Origin of the sequence: Enterovibrio makurazakiensis (assembly GCF_050336585.1) — a bacterium.
Classification (GTDB): Bacteria; Pseudomonadota; Gammaproteobacteria; order Enterobacterales; family Vibrionaceae; genus Enterovibrio; species Enterovibrio gelatinilyticus.
On record NZ_JAKJSE010000029.1, the window covers coordinates 1 to 21,077 of the forward strand.

Consider the following 21,077-nt stretch of genomic DNA (forward strand, 5'->3'; position numbering starts at 1 on the left):
TGGCTGACGGCGATACTGCGACTGACACCATCACGGTGATAGCGTCGGATGGCACCACCCAAGACGTCGTCATTACCATCACGGGTACTGACGATGCAGCTGTCATTGAAGGCAATACGTCAGGTGCGATCACTGAAGACTCAGGCGCACAAACRGCCTCTGGCACCATCACSATCACCGAYGCAGACACSGGTGAAACACCGACCATTCCGAATGGCACYTTGGCGGGTGAATACGGKTCGTTAACGCTTGTCGATGGCGCRTGGACATACACCGCTGACAGCGCGTCGATCCAATCGCTGGCAGACGGCGATACCGCAACCGATACCATCACGGTCACGGCGTCAGATGGGTCAACCCAAGACATCGTGATTACCATCACGGGTACTGACGATGCGGCGGTTGTTGAAGGCGATACGTCAGGCACTGTTACTGAAGGTGATATCGGAGATGTTTCAACCGCAACGGGCGAACTGAGCATTGTCGACCCTGATGGCGAACCTGTTAACTTCCCTGATGCAAATGTCAGCGGTGAATACGGCAACTTAACCCTGGTAGATGGTGCTTGGACATATACACTCGATCAAGAAGCAGCACAATCGCTCAATCAAGACCAAGAAGTGAGTGACACCATTACGGTGACAGCATCGGATGGCAGCACGCAAGACATCGTCATTGCGGTGACAGGTACTAATGATGCCGCCGAGGTGAGTGGTACGACAACAGGTGAGATTGTAGCTCCCCAAAATGTTGAACCAGAATTTTACACAGTGTCAGGCGTGTTCGTCATGGATGAAGGTTACTCCTTTACCAGTGGTGACATGCAATATCTTGGTGCGCATCCGCCGACACTCGATTTCCAACAATCTGCCACCACCGCGAAGTTCTTTGATGATGATGCCACCATGCATGGCGATGACATCATCAACGAGGTATCTGATGACGCAAATCAATACATCGAATTGAATGGTCAACAGTATGTCGCCAACTTCGACTACACCATGGAATACACGGACAGCAGTGGTAATGTGTACACCTTTGCCATTATTGATATTGATTTGGATGGCGACGGAAGCCATGAGTTTGATAGCCAAGAGCAGGGCAATATTATTGTTCAGCTCTCAGGCCCTGAAATCCAACCAGGTACACAGTTGGATTACGTTCCAGACTCTATAGTCCGTGACGGCAACATGTCTTACGATGATTTACCGACGGTCGCTCCTGTCACTACCTCTGGCACCATCACAATCAGTGATGCTGACTCAGCCGACAATCCAACCTTGCCAAACACCACTGTTGAAGGTGAATACGGTTCCTTAACACTGGTCGACGGCGAGTGGACGTATACCCTGGATCAAGAAAAGGCGAAGTCCATCGGGGCGGATGAAACAGAAACTGACGTCATCACTATTACCGCGTCAGACGGCTCAACCCTCGACATAACCATCACGCTAACAGGCTCGGATGACGCCGCGGAAATTTCCGGCACAACGACAGGGACGGTCACTGAAGGGGATATCGGTGATGTTGCCACCGCCACGGGCGAAATCAGCATTGTCGATCCTGATGGCAACCCCGTGAATTTCCCTGATGCGAATGTCAGCGGCGAATACGGTAGCTTGTCGTTAGTAGATGGTGCGTGGACATACACACTCGATCAAGAAGCAGCCCAATCACTCAACCAAGACCAACAAGTGACGGATACTATTACTGTTACAGCGTCAGATGGTTCGACTCRAGACATCACGATCACCGTCACCGGCACAAACGATGCCGCTGAAGTATCAGGCACATTTAATGCAAGTGTCGATACTGATGGCTTCAGTTTAAATGCTTCTGAAAGTGGAAACATTCAGGCTGGTGATGCAGCAACCGGCGATAGCAATGGCGCTTGGACTACAACGACAACCACCATCGATGGTGTACCTTACGTCATCTCGACGTCGTTTGGGTACGACGGCACCACCATCATTTCACGTGTTGAAGATGATGGTTCATTGACGGAAACAGACCGTATTTCCTACGACAGTTCTGCAGGCACAGTCACATCCACATCAAGTGGTGATATCACAGATGTGATTGAAAATGCCGGCGTCTCTGTGGGCGCGATGGGGAATGGCCTGACACAATCGAATGTGTCTAACATTGATGGCCAAGACACATTGTTCCTGACGTCACAGAACAGCGGCTCTCTCTCCGCATGGGAAATCTCTAGTGATGGCACATTGTCACTCAATGGTGGCCTCACCTTCGGTAACTCACAGACAGGCATTGTCCGTGAAAACGTGACCTTTGAAGCGGATGATGGCACAGAGTATGTCTTCGTCGCTCGCCCTCAAGGGGACTCGGTCGACACACTTACCTATAACCCTGAAACGGGCGAATTCGCCGAAACAGGCAATTCGATTGCAGCAGGTGATGTGGTGTCAGGGGTCGACATTATCACTGTTGATGGTCAGTCCTTCCTCGCATCCAGCAGCAATGATGGCATCAATATCTATTCCGTTGACAGTGCCACAGGGAATTTGACGCTTGTCGATAGCCAACCACTTGAACTAAGCAGTGGAAACTCGGTTAACTTCTATCAAACAGGTGACGGCACCACCTATGCCATTGCATCAAGTGGAGGCAGTGATAACGCGTCCCTGTTTGAAATTGGTCCAAACGGCTCAATGACATTAACCGACACCGTGTCCGGTGACGGCGCATATATGTCATCTGCCGGATACGTGGATGGCGAACCCGTATTTGTCATGCCGAATGCCACCGCGGGTGTAGACCTTTACACCATCAACGAGGATGGTGATTTCGTGCTTCAAACCACGGTCACTGACATAGAGAATGACAAAACACCGCCGGTTATCGTGCAAACATCCGACGGAAGTTACTACCTTGTCGATGGCGATGGTCAGTCAACAACGGTCAAACTCGACTTTGGCAACGACTCAGACATTACGGTGTCTGGCACACTCAGTATTTCCGATGCAGACAGCGATGATTCGCCATCCTTTGAAAACACCACTATCGAAGGAGAATACGGAACACTTACCCTCACCGATGGTGTATGGACTTACACGGTAGATGAAGCGAAATCGCAATCTATCGGGGAAGACCAGGTTCAAACCGACACCATCACACTGACAGCGACCGATGGCACAACCCAAGACATCGTTATCTCAGTCACGGGCTCAAACGATGCCTCTGAAATCACGGGGGATACCACAGGTAGCATCACTGAAGATATAGGCGCACAAAGCGTCTCTGGCTCACTCAACATTGTTGACCCAGACACGAACGAAACGCCAACCTTCACAAACGAAACCATCGCCGGTGAATACGGCTCACTGACCATGGTCGATGGCGAGTGGACCTACACCGTAGACGCTGACGCCGTTCAGTCGCTCGCTGAAGGCGAAGCCGCCACTGACACCATCACAGTCACGTCGTCTGACGGCACCTCACAAGACATTGAAATTAGTCTAACGGGTACTGACGATGCTGCTGTTGTCACTGGTGATACCTCGGCATCAGTCACGGCCAACAGCACGCAGAGTCACACGATCGGCAATGCATTTGTGATGGACCAGAATGTCGATTATGACAGTGGTTCCTTCACAACTTGGAGCTTCCCGCCGGAGCTTAACTTCAGTGATAGCGGTATCTCCGTTCAAATTGTTGATAACGATGGTCAACTCAACAGTGACGACAGCCAGAACGAAACGAGCGAAGACAAAACGCAGTCCATTATTTTGGACGGTGAAGATTACAGCGTAAACGTAGATTACTCTCTCACCTATGAAGATGGAGCGGGTAACACTTACACCTTTGCAGTCGTCGATGTCGACATGAACGGTGATGGCAGCAATGCCGTTAGTGGTACAGAAAGCGGAAAAGTGTTGATTCAATTGGATGGACCTGAAATCACACCGGAAACGTCATTGAGTCTGGTGCCTGATTCATACCAGAACATTAGCAGTCTCGAGTATTCAGACATTGAGGAAGCTGCAACGGTCTCCGGTACGCTAAATATCTCTGATGTGGATGCGGCAGAAGCGCCAGCCTTCGAAAACACAACCATTGAAGGCGAATATGGATCCCTAACACTGGTTGATGGTGAATGGACGTACACCGTTGATACAGAAAAAGCACAGTATTTAGGAGAAGATCAAACCGCAACAGATACCATCACATTGACCGCTACCGATGGCACCACACAAAACATTGAAATCACAGTGTCGGGTGTTGACGAAACTGCGGTGGTGAGCGGTGACACGACTGGCAACATTTCTATCGTTGATCAAACAACCGTCGAGACATCTGTCACTCGCGGAAGCGAGGGGATGTGGGAAACCAACGGTGGTGATTCAATGACGCTGGACTTTAGTCACGTAGCAACCAGCGCAGCTTATGACAACTCTGTCGGTTACTACGTACTCGATGCGGAAGGCAATGTACTTCGTGCAGAAATCATCTTTGATAACGCACATGGCGTCACCAGTGCAACAGCGGATATCAACACCGAAGGCGGAGAGAAAGTTGGCCTGTTTATTATCCCTGATGGAGATACAAGAGGCTTTGATGCTGGCGAAGTCACACTGAGCTTCGGCAGTAACGGCGTCACGGCATATCAGGGTTCCGCATCAGGCACGACCTTGGTCTCGGAGTCATCGAAAAATGGTAACGGCTTCGACTACGAATCCAACTCTGGCAGTAGTTCTTCGTGGGAAGACATCGTAGGGGGAGGAGATCGCGACTTCAATGATGTGACCTTTACGGTCAATGCAAGTCAAAACGTCGAGCAAAGCATCACCACCAGCGGTTCACTCACCATTTCCGATGTTGATGCTGGTGATAACCCCATCTTGCCCAATACGACGGTACAAGGCGAATTCGGTACCTTGGTACTGACCGATGGTAACTGGACATACACCTTTGATGAGAGTAAATCCGATCAGATTGATGATGAAACACTAGACACCATAACCATCACTGATTCTGAAGGCGGTCAACACGAAGTGGTCATCACCATTCAAGGCACAGATGACGCCCCTACAGTCACAGGGGCATTCACAGGTGCAGTGACGGAAGGAGATTTTGGAGACGAAATCAAAGTCAGTGGCAGCATTGCCATTAGCGACGTAGACGCAGAAGACGCACCAGAGTTTCTCGATACCACCGTGCAAGGCAGCTACGGCACTCTAACATTGGTGGATGGCGTTTGGACGTACGAATTGGATGACGTGAAAGCGGAGGTCTTATCAAGTACTGACAGTGTCAACGATACCATCGCACTCACCGCAACCGACGGTACGGTGCAAAACATCAACATTTCCATTTCGGGTACCGATGATAACCCATTTGTCGTTGGCACAAATAGCGCTGCAATTGTCGCACCCGATTCTGCTACGCAGGATTATGTCGACATCAACAACGCCTTTATCCTCGGCGATGGCTATAACTTTTCCGGTGGTGACATGCAGTACTACGGAAACGAGCCGACACTAACGTTCAATGATTCGGGTTCAACCATCCGTATCTTCGACACAGACAGCCAAATGCATGGTGACATCTATTCAAATGAGTATGTATACGATTCATCTCAGAAAGTGGAGATCAATGGCGTTCTTTATACTGCAACTTATGACTACCAGCTAGATTACCAAGATAGTGGCGGTAACGTTTACTCATTTGCAGTTCTAGATGTCGATCTTGATAATGACGGTGGATTTCGCTATGACGCCAACGAGCAAGGCAAAATAATCATCCAGATTGATGGCCCCACTATCGCTCCAGGCACGTCCATGGATTACATTCGTGACACGCCCAATCAGCCAAGCTCCATGTCTTATGCCGACTTTGCTGACGGTGCTACCGCCTCTCTGGTAGCGCAGGGTTCGCTTTCGATTCTTGACCCAGACACCAATGATGTCCAAGCATCTTTTGCGAATACGACGGTTACGGGACAGTACGGTTCATTGGAATTGGTCGATGGCAACTGGACTTACACACTTGACCCACGTTCTACACCATCATTGGGCGACAATGATACCGTTACAGAAGTCATCACGCTCACCGCAACCAACGGTGCTCAAACCGATGTGAGTGTGACCATAGGAGGTTCTGAAAATGCAATATCACAAGCCTCACTAAATGGTGTTAGCGAATCTCTTGCGGATGTCATTTCACTCGATGATGTCACCTTCTCTGGTAGTGATGGCAACGACCGTGTTGCAGGAGGAGTCGGTGATGACCTTATATTGGGGAACAATGGTAATGACATCATTCACGGAAATTTGGGGAATGACATCATTGACGGCGGCCTCGGTGACGACCTTATCTTTGGTGGGCAAGGCAACGATATTATGGCGGGTGGCGCAGGTTCTGACACATTTGCGTTCCTTAACGGTGACCAAGGCACCGCAAACGCTCCCACTGTCGATCATATTGCTGACTTTGACACCTCACAAGATGCCATTAACTTGTCCGACCTAATGCAAGCAGAACCATCAGAGTCCCTAGATAGCTTCCTATCATTAATTGACGATGGTGAAGGTCATGCAATGCTTAACATTTCCTCAAATGGAGACGGCAACGTCGACCAACAAGTGGTATTTGACAACATGAGTGTGGAAGACATGGCAGACGCCTACAGTGTTGATATTGTCGGTATGTCATCAGAACAAATAAGCTCTTCAGTGATCGATGCAATGATTATGCAAAGCAAAATGATCGTCGACTAGTTACACCGATAATAATAAGAGCCTAGCGCTACACGTTTGCCAGTCAGTCCCTCTGACTGGCTTTTTTTCGTATGTCTCACGCATGCATAATTACTAGACTCAGGTATAATCTTCTCCTCATGAAATTTAATCAGCTTGATAAAGACCAAGCGAAAGTGAAGACCAACACATGAAACTGACACGACTGCTTTTACCCCTTTTTGCAGCATTGGCGCTTACTGCATGCAGCGAAAATGCACCATCGAATTCAGACAAGTACACGACACTTGAGACCCCTGTTCAAATTGAGAATCTGCCGGTGGTTACTGAAGTGTTTAGCCTATCATGCGGTCACTGCCGCTCAATGGAAGACGCTATTCCAGCTATTGAAGCTGCCGCGGGTGTTAACATCGGCAAGGCTCATGTCACCTTCAACGAAAGCGCGACTTTCTCTGCGTTAATTTACTATGCGGCGATCTCTCAATCCGATGGTAAACCTTCAAAAGCATTGGTGGAGGCGTTATTCAAATATGTTCAAGAACAACAAACCGATGACGCTGAACAGAATAAAGTCATTCTTAGTCAAATATTTGAACAATTTGGACTCACCAGTCCTTACGCGCTAAGTGAAGCTCAACAAGCCAAGTTATTTGCCGCCATTGAGCGTGCAGACCAAATCACCACAGAATCTGGCATCGTGTCTGTACCCACATTCCTTGTCAACGGCAAATATGTGGTGAATACCAGTGCTCATAACAGTGCCGATGAGCTAGCAGTAACCCTCAAAATGCTGATGAACAAAGACAAGTAAAAACACGCAAAATAGCGGATTCTGAGTTAACTATTTTCAAGGAGTGAAAATGATATTAGAAGTGGCGATATTGAACGTGGTTCCAGGCCAAGAAGCCGACTTTGAGTCTGCATTTTCCTGCGCTCAGAAAATCATCGCGGCACAACGTGGTTATGTTAGCCATGAAGTACGCCGTTGCATGGAAAACGCTAGCCGATATGTGTTGTTGGTGAACTGGGAAACACTGGAAGATCACACTGAAGGGTTCCGCCAGTCGGAAGGGTATTTGGAATGGAAAGCGCTCCTACATCATTTTTATGACCCATTTCCCACAGTCGAGCACTATGAGCCCGTGCCTAGCTTGAAAACATGCAACTGAGAACATGAGTCTCTAAACGGAAAAAACGGCGCCGACGCGCCGTTTTCTTTTCTCTCATCGCACACGTAAAGGGCTACTTGATGCGATCAAAGCCTGCTTCTAAATCAGCAATAAGATCGTCAACGTCTTCCAAACCAATGTGTACCCTCACCAACGTACCTTCAAAATCCACAGGGCCAACTGGACGAATGGCATTGAGCTCCTCGGGTTGATTCGCCAATACCAATGATTCGTAGCCACCCCAAGAATACGCCATGCTGAAGTGTGTGAAATTATCTAAGTAATTCGCAATTTGTTCGTCAGTTAACTTCTCATTCAATATGAATGAAAAAAGTCCACAACTTCCAGAAAAATCACGTTGATAATTCTCATGCCCAATGGATTCTGGCAATGCTGGATGATTCACTCGCGCCACTTCCGGACGGGCACTTAACCACTGTGCGACAGCAATACTGCTTTCGTGATGTTGTTTCAATCGCACACCCAAGGTACGAAGGCCACGAGAAGCCACATACGCCGTATCCGCGTCAACCATTTGCCCCATCAAATATGAGCGTTCGCGTAAGCGTTCCCAACAACGTTCATTCGCAACAGCAGTACCGATCATCGCATCAGAATGACCAACAATATATTTGGTACCTGCCTGCACGGAAATATCAATGTCATGCTCCAGCGCATGAAACAAAACACCGGCAGTCCATGTATTATCAATGATAATCACCACATCGGATTTAACCGCTCGCACTGCACTGACAATACTTGGAATATCCGGCACTTCCATGGTGATTGAATTCGGTGTTTCAAGAAACACAACCGCAGTGTCCGAAGTCATTAGCTTGGCAACTTCTGCGCCTTGCATCGGGTCATAGTAGGTTGTCGAAACACCCATATCGGCCAGAATCGTATTGCAAAAAGCCTGAGTTGGCTCGTAGGCACCGCCAGTCATTAAGACATTGTCACCGGTTTTAACAAACGACAAAATACTGTTTGCAATGGCTGCCGAGCCGCACGGATACAACACACAACCTTTTCCACCTTCAAGTTCTGCCATCGCATCCTGAAAAGCGAAGTGAGTGAGCGTGCCACGACGACCATAAAATAGTTCGCGCTCTCCGCGATGTTTCGTCGCATGCTTTTTTTGCTGAACAGAATCAAAAACAATCGATGACGCTCGCTGAATCACGCTATTCACACTGCCTTGGCAGTATTTCTTATTGCGCCCTACCGACACCAATTTTGTGTTCAGTTTCTCTGATGACATGAAATCTCCCTTTCAAACCCGTCCGTCGTCAAATTGACGGTCTCAGCACTCAAAAAACAAGCCACAAAGAGTACATGAGAATAGTGAAATTTGCAGCGTCCAATCCCGACACCATCCATATTGTGGACGTAAAGGATCGAGGCGACGTTAGCCATAATCATCTCAGTGCTCACAGTGCAATCAAAATATACAAGATAACTGTGGCTGACACATCGCATAACAAGAACACTGTACTATAGTTAAGACATTATTTCTTTTGTGGATATTTGCAATGAGATCAAACGGTAACGGTCATAGTGCCTCATTAATTAGCCTATCTCGAAGAATTCTATCAGCGCTACTTATTTGGGCAGCCATCACGGTTCCCACGTACGCTGACGATCACCAAAAGAATTCGAATACGATCGTATTTGGCATTGTTCCTCAACAGTCATCATCTAAGCTCATTCGCACTTGGAGCCCTGTCATGGCGAAAGTCAGTGAACTCACGGGGTTAAAAATCCGCTTTGCCACAGCGCCCAACATTCCTGAATTTGAAAAACGATTGGCTGCTGGCGACTACGATCTGGCTTATATGAACCCTTACCACTTTACCGTGTTTAATCAATCCCCCGGCTACAAGGCCATTGCGCATGCAAAAGACAAGCGCATTAAAGGCATTTTAGTGGTTAGCAAAAGCGATGGCATCAGTACGCTAGAGGATTTGGAAGGTAAGGAAGTTGCGTTTCCCGCTCCCGCCGCTTTTGCCGCCACGCTGCTAACACAAGCCGTTTTGAAGAACCAAGAGATCACCTTTACTCCTCGCTACGTCGGCTCTCACGACTCTTCCTACCTTGCCGTGTCTGATGGGCTGTTCTCTGCAGGCGGCGGAATTGTTCGAACGTTGAACGCGACACCTGATTCAATACGGAAAACCTTGGATGTTCTTCTGAAAACTAAGGGATATACGCCGCACGCTGTCGCAACGCACCCGTCAATGTCAGAAGACGCGAGACTGCGTCTACAAAAGGCATTTGTCATGTTGTCTGAAACACAAGAAGGAAGCCAAGCCCTTAAAAAATTGAAAATCAAAGGGTTTCAATCTGCCCAAGACGCCGATTGGGATGATGTTCGCGAGCTCAATATTTCGGTGATCTCCCCCAAATAGGAAATGAAAAACAAAAAGACGATGACTTTTCGCCTAAAAACCATACTTGGCATCGCGATAATTGAAGTCGTGTTGCTGGCAATACTGATCGCTTCTGGCATCGGATGGTTACGCGACTCAAACGAAAAACAAATCATCGCCAGCGGAGAACAGCTTACCAACACTTTTGCCATTGCTGTTCGTGATGCCATCATCGCCACGGACTTGGCAAACCTTCGTTCATTTAGCCAAGAAGCAACGCGTAACCGCGACATTGCGTACATACGTATCTTCAATGACCAGCGTCAACTCTTAGCCCAATCTTCCATATTGCCCAACGATGCAGTGGCGCCAAACTACAATCAACGTCCTTCCGAATCACCGGATGGAATCTATGACATTCTTGCTAACATTACGATTGACGATTGGGCCGTCGGTCATATTGAGGTGGGGTTGGACGTTAGCGCTTTCAGCCAACTGCTCCATGACGCAAAAAAATACGCCATATCACTGGCATTGGTCGAAATGGTGCTTGTTGCATTGTTCTCGTTAGCATTTGGGTCGCTCCTAACTAAACAGCTTTTACAACTTCAACATGGTGCGATAGAGATTCAGAAAAATGGCCCTGGGATATCTGTTCCCGTCAAAGGTAACGACGAAGTGGCTCAAGTTTCACGCGCTTTCAACGACATGTCAGTGTCTTTGTCCAAAACTTATGAGGAGCTATCGATTGAGAAGAACAGGTACCAACAATTGGCTGTCCAAAACAAGCTGCTAGCTGACATTGTTGAACAGTCCCATGAAGCGTATTTGATCACCGATCTCAAAGGGAAAATAACGCATTCAAACAACGCTCTGAATACGTTAATCGGCCACCAAGAGGAAGACATCGTATCTCAACCGCTGACAACATTACTCTTTGGAAAACAAACAAGTATTGATGCTGCTTTTGATATTTCTGATGCCATGGAAGCGGGTGAAACGATTACCATTGGGGCACTGTGCACGACCAAAGCAAACAAAACAATAAGGACAGAGATCAGTGCTTTTCCGATTTTGGACAGCACTGGAGCCATAGACCGGTACGCATTTATTGTTCGTGACGTCAGTGAACGCCATCGCTTCGAACAAGAACTTAAACAAGCCGTTAGAAACGCCGAGCATGCAAACAGGATCAAATCTGAGTTCCTAGCCAATATGAGCCATGAGATCCGTACGCCAATGAATGGCATTGTTGGCATGTCCGAAATGCTCAATATGTCGACCTTAAGCAATGACCAGCGTAGTTATATCAATATCATTAGAGGGTCCGCAAAAGACCTCCTTCAGTTGATCAATGACATTCTCGATTTTTCTAAAATTGAAGCCGGTAAATTCACGCTCAACAGCGCTCCTTTTTCTCTTCGGAACGCCATTGAAGATGTAACCACTTTATGTGCTTTCGCAGCATCAGAAAAAGAGCTATCACTCGTGATAGATATTCCTCCAACACTCATTACTGATGTCACTGGCGATGAGCTGCGTATCCGTCAAATAATGAACAACTTGCTTGGTAATGCTGTCAAATTTACCGATCAAGGGTATATAAAAGTTGTTGTGACTGGTGAGTACAGCCAGCGAAAAGGCTATATCAATTTCACCATCAGCATTGAAGACACAGGCATTGGCATTCCCGAAGATAAACTAGACCATGTGGTTAATGCTTTTGAACAGGTAGATGGAACAACCACAAGACGCTACGAAGGAACAGGATTAGGGCTCTCGATTACCCAAGGATTACTTGTACTGAATGACAGCCACTTGCACATTCAGTCCCAAGAAGGCATCGGTAGCCAATTTTCATTTACGCTTGCTCTGCCCTACATTCAACCAACGCAATCTGACGAAAACGCATTAGCAGGTAAGCATATTGCGATTGTTAACACAGACCCACTTCATCGGCCGATTTTGGATCGCTATTTCGTTCACTGGGGCGCAATGTTCACTTATCTCACTGCTGTCGAGGACATTCCGCATAGTCGATTAGACTTCGATGCCGCCGTGGTAATGCTTTCAAACGATGATGAATGGAAGGACACCGACAACTGCCCCGTTGTTGGAGTGGTCACTGAACTCAAACAGATCCAACGTGTGAGTGAATGCTCCAACCCCCATATGGTTTCCAAGCCATTGCGCATGGGTCAATTACTCACTGAACTGCGTGAGGCTGTGAACGAGCTAAACCCTTCAACAAGAAGCCAACCTGGAATCACGCTATCCGCTGGCACTGATGCCAATGCCATCCTCGAGCCGCTACCTTTTTTGAAAACACTGTCGATCGCTGTGGTGGATGACATTGAATATAACCGCGATGTCATTCGTCTTTATCTGTCAGAGATTGCAGATAACATCCAATATTTTGATGATGGGCGAGACGTCATTGCTCACTACAAACAAGGCCACTTCGACATTTTGATCACCGACGTTTCCATGCCATACATTGATGGTTATGAAATCACCCAGCAAATCCGCACGTTCGAGAAAGAGCATGATTTGCCCGCTCTCTTCATCATTGGCCTCTCAGCACATGCAAACTCGAGCGACTTCAAGTTAGCAGAAGAGGCGGGTATGAACACCTATCTCACCAAGCCAATCATTCGCGCCGACCTTCTCCAAGTTCTTGGTGAGGTAGCATCGCAACTCATCGACGAGCAGTAACAAAACAGGGGGTAACGGGACGATGCCTTACCCCCTGTTTCCACTTCATTTGGCCATTCCTTTAAGAAATCAAATCGCACTACGTTGGCGCAATATCTTCTATGGCGCACTTTTACCAATAAATCGCTCCAAACTCGGTAAATCAGGTAATGCCGTCATCGCCCCTTTTTGAGTCGTCGCCAACGCGCCACAGGCATTCGCCCATATAACGGCCTCCTCAACGACCTCTTTGTTAACACCTTGTTCAGTTTTCCAATCTTCCGCATTGGCTAAATATGCAAGTAGCCCACCCACAAAAGCATCACCTGCCCCTGTAGTATCGACAGGTTTTACTGCTGTACCAGAAATCAGCGTTTGCTCTCCCCCTTGCACCAACAATGCGCCCTTCGCACCTTGTGTCACTAAAATCAAAGGAATGCTTAACGCAATGACATCTTCTAATGCTGAATCAAACTCGTCTTTTTGCGTCAAAAACAACAATTCATCATCTGAAAACTTCACCACATCCGCCATAGCGACCGCTTGCATCACAGTGGGAATAATCTCTTGCGGATCTCGCCATACTTCTTCACGCAAATTGGGGTCAAACGACACGCAACCTCCAGCTGCTTTCACAGCTGCCATCGCTTCAAAGGTAGCACTCCGACTAGGCTCATTCGCCAAAGAAATCGAGCAAGTATGCAGCCAGTCACCTTTATAAAAGACAGGAACATCTCCTGATGTCATAAACTGATCGGCACTCGGTTTTACCATAAAGGTAAAACTCCGCTCACCGTTGGCATCGAGATCAACCACTACGGTTGAGGTACGCTGATCTGGATCCAGCACTAAATCATCGACACTCACATTTTCTTGTTTAAGCGTATCAGCCAGAAAACGACCAAATGGATCATCGCCGACACGACCAAAGAGCCCCACATTGCCGCCAAGACGAGCAACACCTACAGCAACATTAGCGGGTGCACCACCAGGACACTTCAAGTACGTCATCTCAGTATCAGGGATCAAATCCACAACCGCATCACCGGTCAACCACACTTTGCTCATTCTATTCATTCTCCTAAGTGCACTCTGCTTCACGTCCTAGACTACTTTCCGCTCATTATTTGAGGATGCAATGGTTCGAAGCGCTACCTAGACTGCATGAGGAAAAATAGCAGCCACAAAGCCATGAAGATAGAGAAGAAAAGTATACCAATGGCGTACAAAAAGTATTTTTGGAGAAAGCAAATCGGAAAATTGAGAGAAAGCTAATGCAGCAAGAAACGTAAAAAAGCTATCGAGGGGTAATTTAAGACGGGGAATACTGACGTTTGAGCTAGTATTCCCCAATGTTCTAAAACCGTATGTGTGTATCGCTCATGCAAAATGGCGATAGATGTACACCGCTCAACGAAGCTATGACTTACTCAGCCGTACCTTCAACTGGTTCAACGGTAAATTTCCCCACATCAACCGCCACCACTTTAACCGACGCTCCAGTAGGCAGTGTCATATTGTGGTGAGGCGATGCGAGCACGAGCTTCCAACTGACGCCTGAATATCGCACAGTGCCTGGGTGACTCGCGTCTAGTTCAGCGTCCAACACAAAATTCAGTCCGATCAAATCACTGTGAATATTGTATTCACGCTTGATCGTTTTCTGAGAATTCTTCATTGGTAGCCACAACGCAGCCGTTAACACCCCCGCTCCAATACCAGACGCAGCGACCACGCCAGATACCGTAGCAGGTAAAACCCCAAACCAGACCAATACACCAGTAGTCACGGTGGATAAACCCAACGCCAGCAAAACAATGGTCGACAACCCAAGCAGCCAGACTTCCACGATCAAAAACACCAAGCCCATGATCACAGTTACTTCAGCCAGATTTTCTTGAATATACGCCATCACATCCATTATTTTTTGCCTGCATTCAAAGTGTTAATAATGCTCATTGCCTCAGCAACGACACCCGCCGCGCTTGATTGGCTGTCGGGTAGTAGCACCACTGACGACTCTTTCGCAATCGCTTTTTTGGCTTCAATGGCTTTAACTGCAAGATCCAATTGAATCGCCTTTTGACCTTCTTCCGTTGACGCGGTGCGACCGACCACTTCCAGAGCTTCAGCTTGTGCCTGTGCAACGGCAAGAATCGCTTGTGCTTCACCTTCAGCTTGTAGAATCTGTTCAGATTTTTCTGCTTCAGCCGCTAATACGCGAGCTTGTTTATGACCTTCTGCCACGTTAATTTCCGACTGGCGTGCACCCTCAGACTCAAGGATAACTGCACGTTTTTCACGCTCAGCTTTCATTTGACGCTCCATCGCATCCAAAACAGAACGCGGTGGATCAATGTCTTTAATTTCATAACGTAGCACTTGTACACCCCAAGGAAGCGCCGCTTCGTTGATGGCAGAAACAATTGCAGTGTTCAAACTTTCACGTTCTTCAAACGTTTTATCCAATTCCATGCGACCAATTTCAGAACGCATTGACGTTTGAGCTAATTGTGTGACAGAGAAAATATAGTCATCTACGCCATAACATGCCTTCACAGGATCAACAACTTTGATGTAAAGCACACCATCGACAATCAATGAAATGTTGTCTCGAGTAATCGCGGATTGACTCGGCACATCAAACGCTTGCTCTTTCAATGTTCGAACATAGCCGACACGATCAATAAACGGCACAAGGAAATTAAGCCCTGCCTCCATGGTTTTATTGTATTTCCCAAAACGCTCGATCACATATGCCGTATTTTGAGGTACAAACTTCACCGCAGATCGCAGGAAGATAACCACAAGCACAGCCAGAATGACCCATGTATTTAGTAGAAGCGGTAACAACGTAAAAACGTCCATTGAAAATCCTCATAACCATTTGAAATCTGAGTCCATCATAACGAATGGATTCGACTACAAAAGCATCAATCTGTGCAAAATGGGACTCGACCTCGATTATTAAAGAAAGAACTGTTTGCAAGACGACAGCATGGTGCATGAACTTTTGTTGAGGGCTGAGTTGATACGCGGAAAAGTGAGGCTGACAAGTTAGAAGAGAGATAGAGAGAAGAGAGCTTATGAAGATGCCAACATCTCTTCTCTATATTTAATATTATTTAATATTGGCTAGTTAATTGTCGGGTATAACAACATCACCAAAGCCACGCCGCACCTCGAACGCCACTCGAGTCGCCGTATTTTGCTTTGAGTACTGGTGTTGCACACTCGCCACCTAGCACCCACTTAGACATCAATTTCGGGATATTGGTATAAAGGCGCTCGACATTTGACATACCACCGCCAAGAACGATCACATCAGGGTCAATAAGGTTAACAACTGATGCAAGCGCACGGGCCAAGCGATCTTCATAGCGCTGAATACAAGCTTCTGCTTCAACATCACCTTGAACAGCCAGTTGAACAATGTCCGCACCACGTAAGGTTTGTGAAGTCATCAGTGCAAAGTCTTTCCAAAAACCGGTTCCGGAGATAAACACCTCCATACAACCAGGCTTACCACAATAACAGGGAGTCAACTCGGCGTGATTGGTATCCACTTCATTTTGCCAAGGCAGTGGATTGTGCCCCCATTCCCCAGCCACACCATTGCCACCAACATGAACCCGCCCATCAATGGCAAAACCCCCACCACACCCGGTGCCAATAATGACACCAAATACGACGTGTTTATCGGCGCCAGCACCATCAACAGCTTCCGACACCGCGAAGCAATTGGCATCATTCGCTATGCGTACTTCTCGACCCAACAATCGGCCTAGATCGACATCGAGTGCTTGCCCATTAAGCCACACTGAATTGGCATTTTTAACCAAACCAGTGACTGGTGATAACGTGCCAGGAATACCTAACCCCACGGTGCATGGCTCACCCACCGCTTTTTCAGCATCGTCCACAAGCCCTTTAATGGCCTGCAAAGTACCTTGATAATCATGTTGAGGTGTAGGGACTCTCTGTCGAAAAACTTCTTCGCCAGAATCCGTCATCGCCATAACCTCAATTTTAGTGCCGCCCAGATCTAAACCTATTTTCACAATCATCCTCCGCTTGCAAAAGCGACAAATACCATCGTTCTCAACTAGCCCAAATCAGTGCATCCACTTTGTTGTTAGACCTTTTCAAAATTAAATCGCTAATCCTATGAATCGTCGCTTAAAAGTGAACAACCGATGGGCTCGGTGTGAAGGTTTCTTCAAGTTGAATGAGTATAATACTCTGAAAAATCTACGGATAAATGCCCTAAACACACGAAACGAAAAATTGACAATAAAAATATAAGCAATTGATTAATCGAAAAAATTGAAGTTTTTTTTTAAATTTCGAGATGTAACTCACTTTCTTTTCTGCGATTAACGACTATTTTTAGAAAGTGCACCGTGTTACCAACCACGTCATTTTTGCCGTCAAGTTGGTGACAAAACGCACAAGGTGATGCAGAGGTAACCGACAACAGCTATACAATCGGCTTCTCTGTGGTAATATTGTTCGGCCTGGTTAATAGAGCGTTTTATGCTGCAATTGAATACTCACTTCGTTACACACTACCTTCGCATAAGTAAGTTGTCCTGAAGATATTCGTAAAATTTGCCACCATAAATGATTCATTAGTAGGTCTACATGCTAATTTGCAAAGTAATAGATAGAAATATATTCAGGAGACAACATGTCTAAATCTACCGGTACCGTGAAGTGGTTTAACGAAGAAAAAGGTTTTGGTTTCATTCAGCAAGAAAATGGCCCTGACGTATTCGTACACTTCCGCGCTATCACTGGCGACGGTTTCAAAACTTTGGCTGAAGGCCAACAAGTAACATTTGAAATCGAGCAAGGCCAAAAAGGCCCACAAGCTGCAAACGTAGAAAAAGCTTAATTTTTCTAATCGCAGAGAATTTAAAAGGACGCTCTTGAGCGTCCTTTCTTCGTTTTAGTCACGTAGCCAACCACTGCACCGCACACTCCTCTTTCAACAAACATCGCAATTTTGTACAAAAATTTGTGACGGCCTTGCTTTATACTTTAAGCATTATGACGAGATAGGCCTGCAATGGAACATGCAAAATTTGACGCTTCCCCTTTGCTTGGCGGGTTAGAAATACTCCAAGCAACCTATGAGAAGCAGGCGTTTTCACGCCACACACATGAAGGATACACTGTCGGTGTTATTCGTCATGGTGCACAGCGCTTTTGGCGCAATGGTGGTTATCATATCGCACCAACGAGTAGCATTATCTTGGTCAATGCCGATCAAATTCATGATGGGCATTCAGCCAGTGAAGGGGGGTGGACATACGAAGCCATGTACCCGACCGAAGCACAATTCGACGCCGTTACAAAAGACCTAGGGCTAGCGTCAACTACCCCTTATTTTCCCTATGCTGTTGAGCAAGATCCCAAGCTCTCCCACCAACTTCTGACACTGTTTTCATTGCTACGTAACTCTGAAGACACTTTACTCACGGAGACTTATGCGCATCATTTATTGCTCACTCTGACGTGTCGATTCAATAAGCGTCCACAGCTACCGAAAGACATCGCAAAAATCGTCCCTCAACTCGAACTGGTCAGAGAGTATTTACATCAGCATGCAAGCGACACGGTGAGTCTTGAAACCCTCAGTACACTGTCTGGTATTAGCCCCTATCATCTGGTTAGGCAATTTAAATCGCGGTTTGGTTTACCGCCTCATGCTTACCAAATTCAACAGCGCATTCGTCTTGCTCAATCCATGCTAAAAAATGGTTTCTCTCTCGTTGACTGCGCTGTCTCTAGCGGGTTTCACGACCAAAGCCATTTACATCGCCACTTTCGCCGCACCATTGGCGTCACACCAAAACAGTATCAGCGCGCAATATCATCCAAGTTTTCTTGATCCTCTTTTGATAAAACACAAATTACGTTGTTTTAACAAAAGAGATAAACATGCAAAAGGAACTTCCCGTGTCTCGCCCAAACTCTCATCTCTGGCTCCGTGCCTGCGCCGATATGCTGCCCCTCAGCCTAGCTGTACTGCCATGGGGGGTATTATGTGGTTCTTTAGGTATTCAGGCTGGGCTAACTCCATGGCAAGCGCAAGCGATGTCATTACTTGTCTTTGCAGGAGCGGCGCAGCTTTCTGGCGTCACTATGATTGCTGCAGGTGCGCCAATGAGTACGCTGTTTGGTACCACGTTTGTGATTAGCGCAAGGCACTTACTCTACTCAGTGAATCTTCGCCAACACATTCAAGTTCTCCCTCTACGGTGGCGATTGGCGCTGGGATTCGTGCTAACGGATGAAATGTACGCAGTTAGTGCGGTCCACACCGAAAAAACAGGCCATTTTGATCACTACTACGCGTTGATCAGCGGGGCATTTTTTTACATTTGCTGGAACCTTGCCACCTTGGTGGGCGTCCTCGGGGGTAAGCAATTCGATAATATTGAAGAACTTGGGCTAGAATTTGCCATCGCTGCCACTTTCATCGCACTGGTTATTCCGACAATAAAAGACATTCCGATCTTGGTGAGTGTGGTGGTATCTGCTATCGCCATTGTTCTCCTCACCCTTGTAGGAATCAGTAATGCACTGATTGTTGCCGCCATCATCGGAATGGTGTCGGGCTTTGTCTGTGAAAGCCTTATTTCCAAAAAGAAATCGGTCATGGAGGATAAACAATGAACACATGGTCTTTGATCATCGGCATGGCGTGTATTACGTTTTCGGTACGCTATTTTTTCCTTTCCAAGAGTGTTCCTTTTCGCGTTACCCCCGTGATGCAGCGTATTTTAAAATACAGTGCGCCCGCCGTGCTAACGTCATTAGCGGTTCCTTTCTTGGTTTTTCCGCAAGAAGAGTTATTTGTCTCATACCAAAACCCGTTTTTAATTGCAGGAGTCTTTGTGTGTGTGCTTAGCCTCCTTCGCTTAAACACATTAACTACGGTCGTTATTTCTATGATTTTCTTTTGGTTTATTCGATAACATCATCAGAACGGGATACTCCTCAAACACCAAAAAAATAGTTATGAGACACATGTCTCTTTTATTGAAAAATCAGCAATATAGGCTATCTCTTATATAGGGAAATGTAATTTATTGGGAACCCCAGATGTTAGAGAGATGCCTTGTCGTTGATGATCATGAGATGATTCGCGAAACAATCGCGATCATGGCGACGTCGCTCGGATTTAAAGAATGCATCATGGCCGTTGATGGTGCTGATGCGATATCAAAACTCTACCACTCTAGGCCCTCTCTCATCATTACAGACTTACAAATGGAGCCCATTGACGGTTTGGAAATGTTGCGTCTAATCAGAAGCGGGAGATACGGCTTACCTCACGACATTCCCATTATCATTCTCACTGCAAACGCGTCAGAAAGTGTCATTGCCCAATGCATCTCGTTTGATGTTGATGCTTTTTTGGTCAAGCCTGTCAATCGCCTATCTTTGCAAGAACGTATCAACCAACTCTCTCAACAAGCCAAACCAAAAAAAACCGTCGAACATTATTTTTCCATGTACCAACAAGATCCAGCCAAGTCTACAGCCTTTCAAGTCAACGGGACGGTGGCATTTAACGACGAAGATCTCAAAGAGTTCGACATGTTAATACATGGGCAAAAGCCCGACCCGGTAATGACTTCCAGCGCTTCATTTGTGCCTAAATCTAGCGAGCCACAGTTCGTTCCAAAAAATGAAGATAACCGTAAAAGATTCATCAAATGGCAAGATCGTTTTACCGTTGGTAATGAAGAACTCGATGCCAGCAATAAGGAACTACTAAACATCATCAATGACACCTACGATTTAATCGTAAATCATGAAGAGGGAGCTGTTTTTGAAGACATATCGAAAAGATTTCAGCACTACATTAATCAACACATTTTCCGCGAAGAATCACTGTTAGAAGAGCATGGATACGCTCGGCTAAAAGTCCATAGAGACATTCATGCAAGGCTATTAAAACAAGCAGATTTTGTCGTCCTGAAATGTCAGGCAGACCCGAGTTTTTACAAGACAGACTTTTTCCGGCTATTACGATTTTGGTGGGTGAAACACGTCGTTCAAGAAGACACGCAATACAAGTCAACCTTGTCTCAAGGTGGATAGCGAGGAAA

The 21,077-nt window shown here is 46.7% G+C and carries 15 protein-coding genes; 10 read left to right on the forward strand and 5 right to left on the reverse strand.

Going from position 1 to position 21,077, the window contains the following annotated elements; genetic code table 11:
* From L4D06_RS20380 to L4D06_RS20390, 3 genes are all read left to right on the forward strand, one after another.
* Positions 1-6,740: VCBS domain-containing protein (locus tag L4D06_RS20380; RefSeq protein WP_429741013.1), on the forward strand; the 6,740-nt coding region annotated here is incomplete at its 5' end.
* 169 nt (positions 6,741-6,909) lie between these two features.
* Complete coding sequence (locus L4D06_RS20385; RefSeq protein WP_274165456.1) at positions 6,910-7,530, forward strand: thiol:disulfide interchange protein DsbA/DsbL; 621 nt, start codon at positions 6,910-6,912, stop codon at positions 7,528-7,530.
* Between the two features lie 49 nt (positions 7,531-7,579).
* Positions 7,580-7,888 (forward strand): antibiotic biosynthesis monooxygenase family protein, encoded by a 309-nt coding sequence (locus L4D06_RS20390; protein WP_274165455.1) that lies wholly within the window; start codon positions 7,580-7,582, stop codon positions 7,886-7,888.
* 73 nt (positions 7,889-7,961) lie between these two features.
* Here the strand turns inward: L4D06_RS20390 and metC are convergent, their stop codons facing one another.
* The gene (gene metC / locus L4D06_RS20395) at positions 7,962-9,149 is read right to left on the reverse strand and encodes a cystathionine beta-lyase (RefSeq protein ID WP_274165454.1); all 1,188 of its coding nucleotides are present in this window, start codon (positions 9,147-9,149) and stop codon (positions 7,962-7,964) included.
* 271 nt (positions 9,150-9,420) lie between these two features.
* Between metC and L4D06_RS20400 the strand changes: the two genes are divergently transcribed.
* Together L4D06_RS20400 and L4D06_RS20405 are read left to right on the forward strand one after the other, a co-directional pair.
* On the forward strand, positions 9,421-10,296 hold the full coding sequence (locus tag L4D06_RS20400) for a phosphate/phosphite/phosphonate ABC transporter substrate-binding protein (protein WP_429741016.1): 876 nt from the start codon (positions 9,421-9,423) through the stop codon (positions 10,294-10,296).
* Positions 10,297-10,317: 21 nt separating this feature from the next.
* Positions 10,318-12,972, forward strand: coding sequence for a hybrid sensor histidine kinase/response regulator (locus L4D06_RS20405; protein WP_429741018.1), 2,655 nt, complete (start codon positions 10,318-10,320; stop codon positions 12,970-12,972).
* A 99-nt stretch (positions 12,973-13,071) separates the two neighbouring features.
* Here the strand turns inward: L4D06_RS20405 and cscK are convergent, their stop codons facing one another.
* The 4 genes from cscK to mak all read right to left on the reverse strand — a co-directional run bounded on the left by cscK (position 13,072) and on the right by mak (position 17,012).
* Complete coding sequence (cscK, locus tag L4D06_RS20410; RefSeq protein WP_429741020.1) at positions 13,072-14,019, reverse strand: fructokinase; 948 nt, start codon at positions 14,017-14,019, stop codon at positions 13,072-13,074.
* A 358-nt stretch (positions 14,020-14,377) separates the two neighbouring features.
* Positions 14,378-14,872, reverse strand: coding sequence for an NfeD family protein (locus tag L4D06_RS20415; RefSeq protein WP_274166077.1), 495 nt, complete (start codon positions 14,870-14,872; stop codon positions 14,378-14,380).
* Positions 14,872-15,819, reverse strand: a complete 948-nt coding sequence (locus L4D06_RS20420) for an SPFH domain-containing protein (protein ID WP_274166078.1) — start codon at positions 15,817-15,819, stop codon at positions 14,872-14,874. The genes L4D06_RS20415 and L4D06_RS20420 overlap by 1 nt, the downstream gene beginning before the upstream one ends.
* A 293-nt stretch (positions 15,820-16,112) precedes the next feature.
* Positions 16,113-17,012, reverse strand: coding sequence for a fructokinase (mak, locus tag L4D06_RS20425; RefSeq protein ID WP_429741022.1), 900 nt, complete (start codon positions 17,010-17,012; stop codon positions 16,113-16,115).
* Between the two features lie 629 nt (positions 17,013-17,641).
* On the opposite strand from mak, the gene cspE reads away from it, so the two are divergent.
* The 5 genes from cspE (at position 17,642) to L4D06_RS20450 (ending at position 21,069) form a co-directional block, all read left to right on the forward strand.
* Positions 17,642-17,848, forward strand: a complete 207-nt coding sequence (gene cspE / locus L4D06_RS20430; RefSeq protein WP_016959796.1) for a transcription antiterminator/RNA stability regulator CspE — start codon at positions 17,642-17,644, stop codon at positions 17,846-17,848.
* Positions 17,849-18,022: 174 nt separating this feature from the next.
* Complete coding sequence (locus tag L4D06_RS20435) at positions 18,023-18,847, forward strand: AraC family ligand binding domain-containing protein (protein WP_429741024.1); 825 nt, start codon at positions 18,023-18,025, stop codon at positions 18,845-18,847.
* Between the two features lie 50 nt (positions 18,848-18,897).
* On the forward strand, positions 18,898-19,635 hold the full coding sequence (locus L4D06_RS20440) for an AzlC family ABC transporter permease (RefSeq protein WP_429741026.1): 738 nt from the start codon (positions 18,898-18,900) through the stop codon (positions 19,633-19,635).
* Positions 19,632-19,937 carry an AzlD domain-containing protein gene (locus L4D06_RS20445; protein ID WP_274166082.1) on the forward strand — a complete coding sequence of 102 codons (306 nt, stop codon included), beginning with the start codon at positions 19,632-19,634 and terminating at the stop codon, positions 19,935-19,937. Before L4D06_RS20440 ends, L4D06_RS20445 begins: the two co-directional genes overlap by 4 nt.
* A gap of 127 nt (positions 19,938-20,064) precedes the next feature.
* The gene (locus L4D06_RS20450) at positions 20,065-21,069 is read left to right on the forward strand and encodes a hemerythrin domain-containing protein (RefSeq protein WP_429741028.1); all 1,005 of its coding nucleotides are present in this window, start codon (positions 20,065-20,067) and stop codon (positions 21,067-21,069) included.
* The last annotated feature ends 8 nt before the right edge of the window (positions 21,070-21,077 follow it).

Bases quoted from the DNA above. Each gene is read 5' to 3' on its own strand.
- L4D06_RS20385 (WP_274165456.1), top strand. From the start codon at position 6,910: ATGAAACTGACACGACTGCTTTTACCCCTTTTTGCAGCATTGGCGCTT.
- L4D06_RS20390 (WP_274165455.1), top strand. From the start codon at position 7,580: ATGATATTAGAAGTGGCGATATTGAACGTGGTTCCAGGCCAAGAAGCC.
- metC (WP_274165454.1), bottom strand. From the start codon at position 9,149: ATGTCATCAGAGAAACTGAACACAAAATTGGTGTCGGTAGGGCGCAAT.
- L4D06_RS20400 (WP_429741016.1), top strand. From the start codon at position 9,421: ATGAGATCAAACGGTAACGGTCATAGTGCCTCATTAATTAGCCTATCT.
- L4D06_RS20405 (WP_429741018.1), top strand. From the start codon at position 10,318: ATGACTTTTCGCCTAAAAACCATACTTGGCATCGCGATAATTGAAGTC.
- cscK (WP_429741020.1), bottom strand. From the start codon at position 14,019: ATGAGCAAAGTGTGGTTGACCGGTGATGCGGTTGTGGATTTGATCCCT.
- L4D06_RS20415 (WP_274166077.1), bottom strand. From the start codon at position 14,872: ATGGATGTGATGGCGTATATTCAAGAAAATCTGGCTGAAGTAACTGTG.
- L4D06_RS20420 (WP_274166078.1), bottom strand. From the start codon at position 15,819: ATGGACGTTTTTACGTTGTTACCGCTTCTACTAAATACATGGGTCATT.
- cspE (WP_016959796.1), top strand. From the start codon at position 17,642: ATGTCTAAATCTACCGGTACCGTGAAGTGGTTTAACGAAGAAAAAGGT.
- L4D06_RS20435 (WP_429741024.1), top strand. From the start codon at position 18,023: ATGGAACATGCAAAATTTGACGCTTCCCCTTTGCTTGGCGGGTTAGAA.
- L4D06_RS20440 (WP_429741026.1), top strand. From the start codon at position 18,898: ATGCAAAAGGAACTTCCCGTGTCTCGCCCAAACTCTCATCTCTGGCTC.
- L4D06_RS20445 (WP_274166082.1), top strand. From the start codon at position 19,632: ATGAACACATGGTCTTTGATCATCGGCATGGCGTGTATTACGTTTTCG.
- L4D06_RS20450 (WP_429741028.1), top strand. From the start codon at position 20,065: ATGTTAGAGAGATGCCTTGTCGTTGATGATCATGAGATGATTCGCGAA.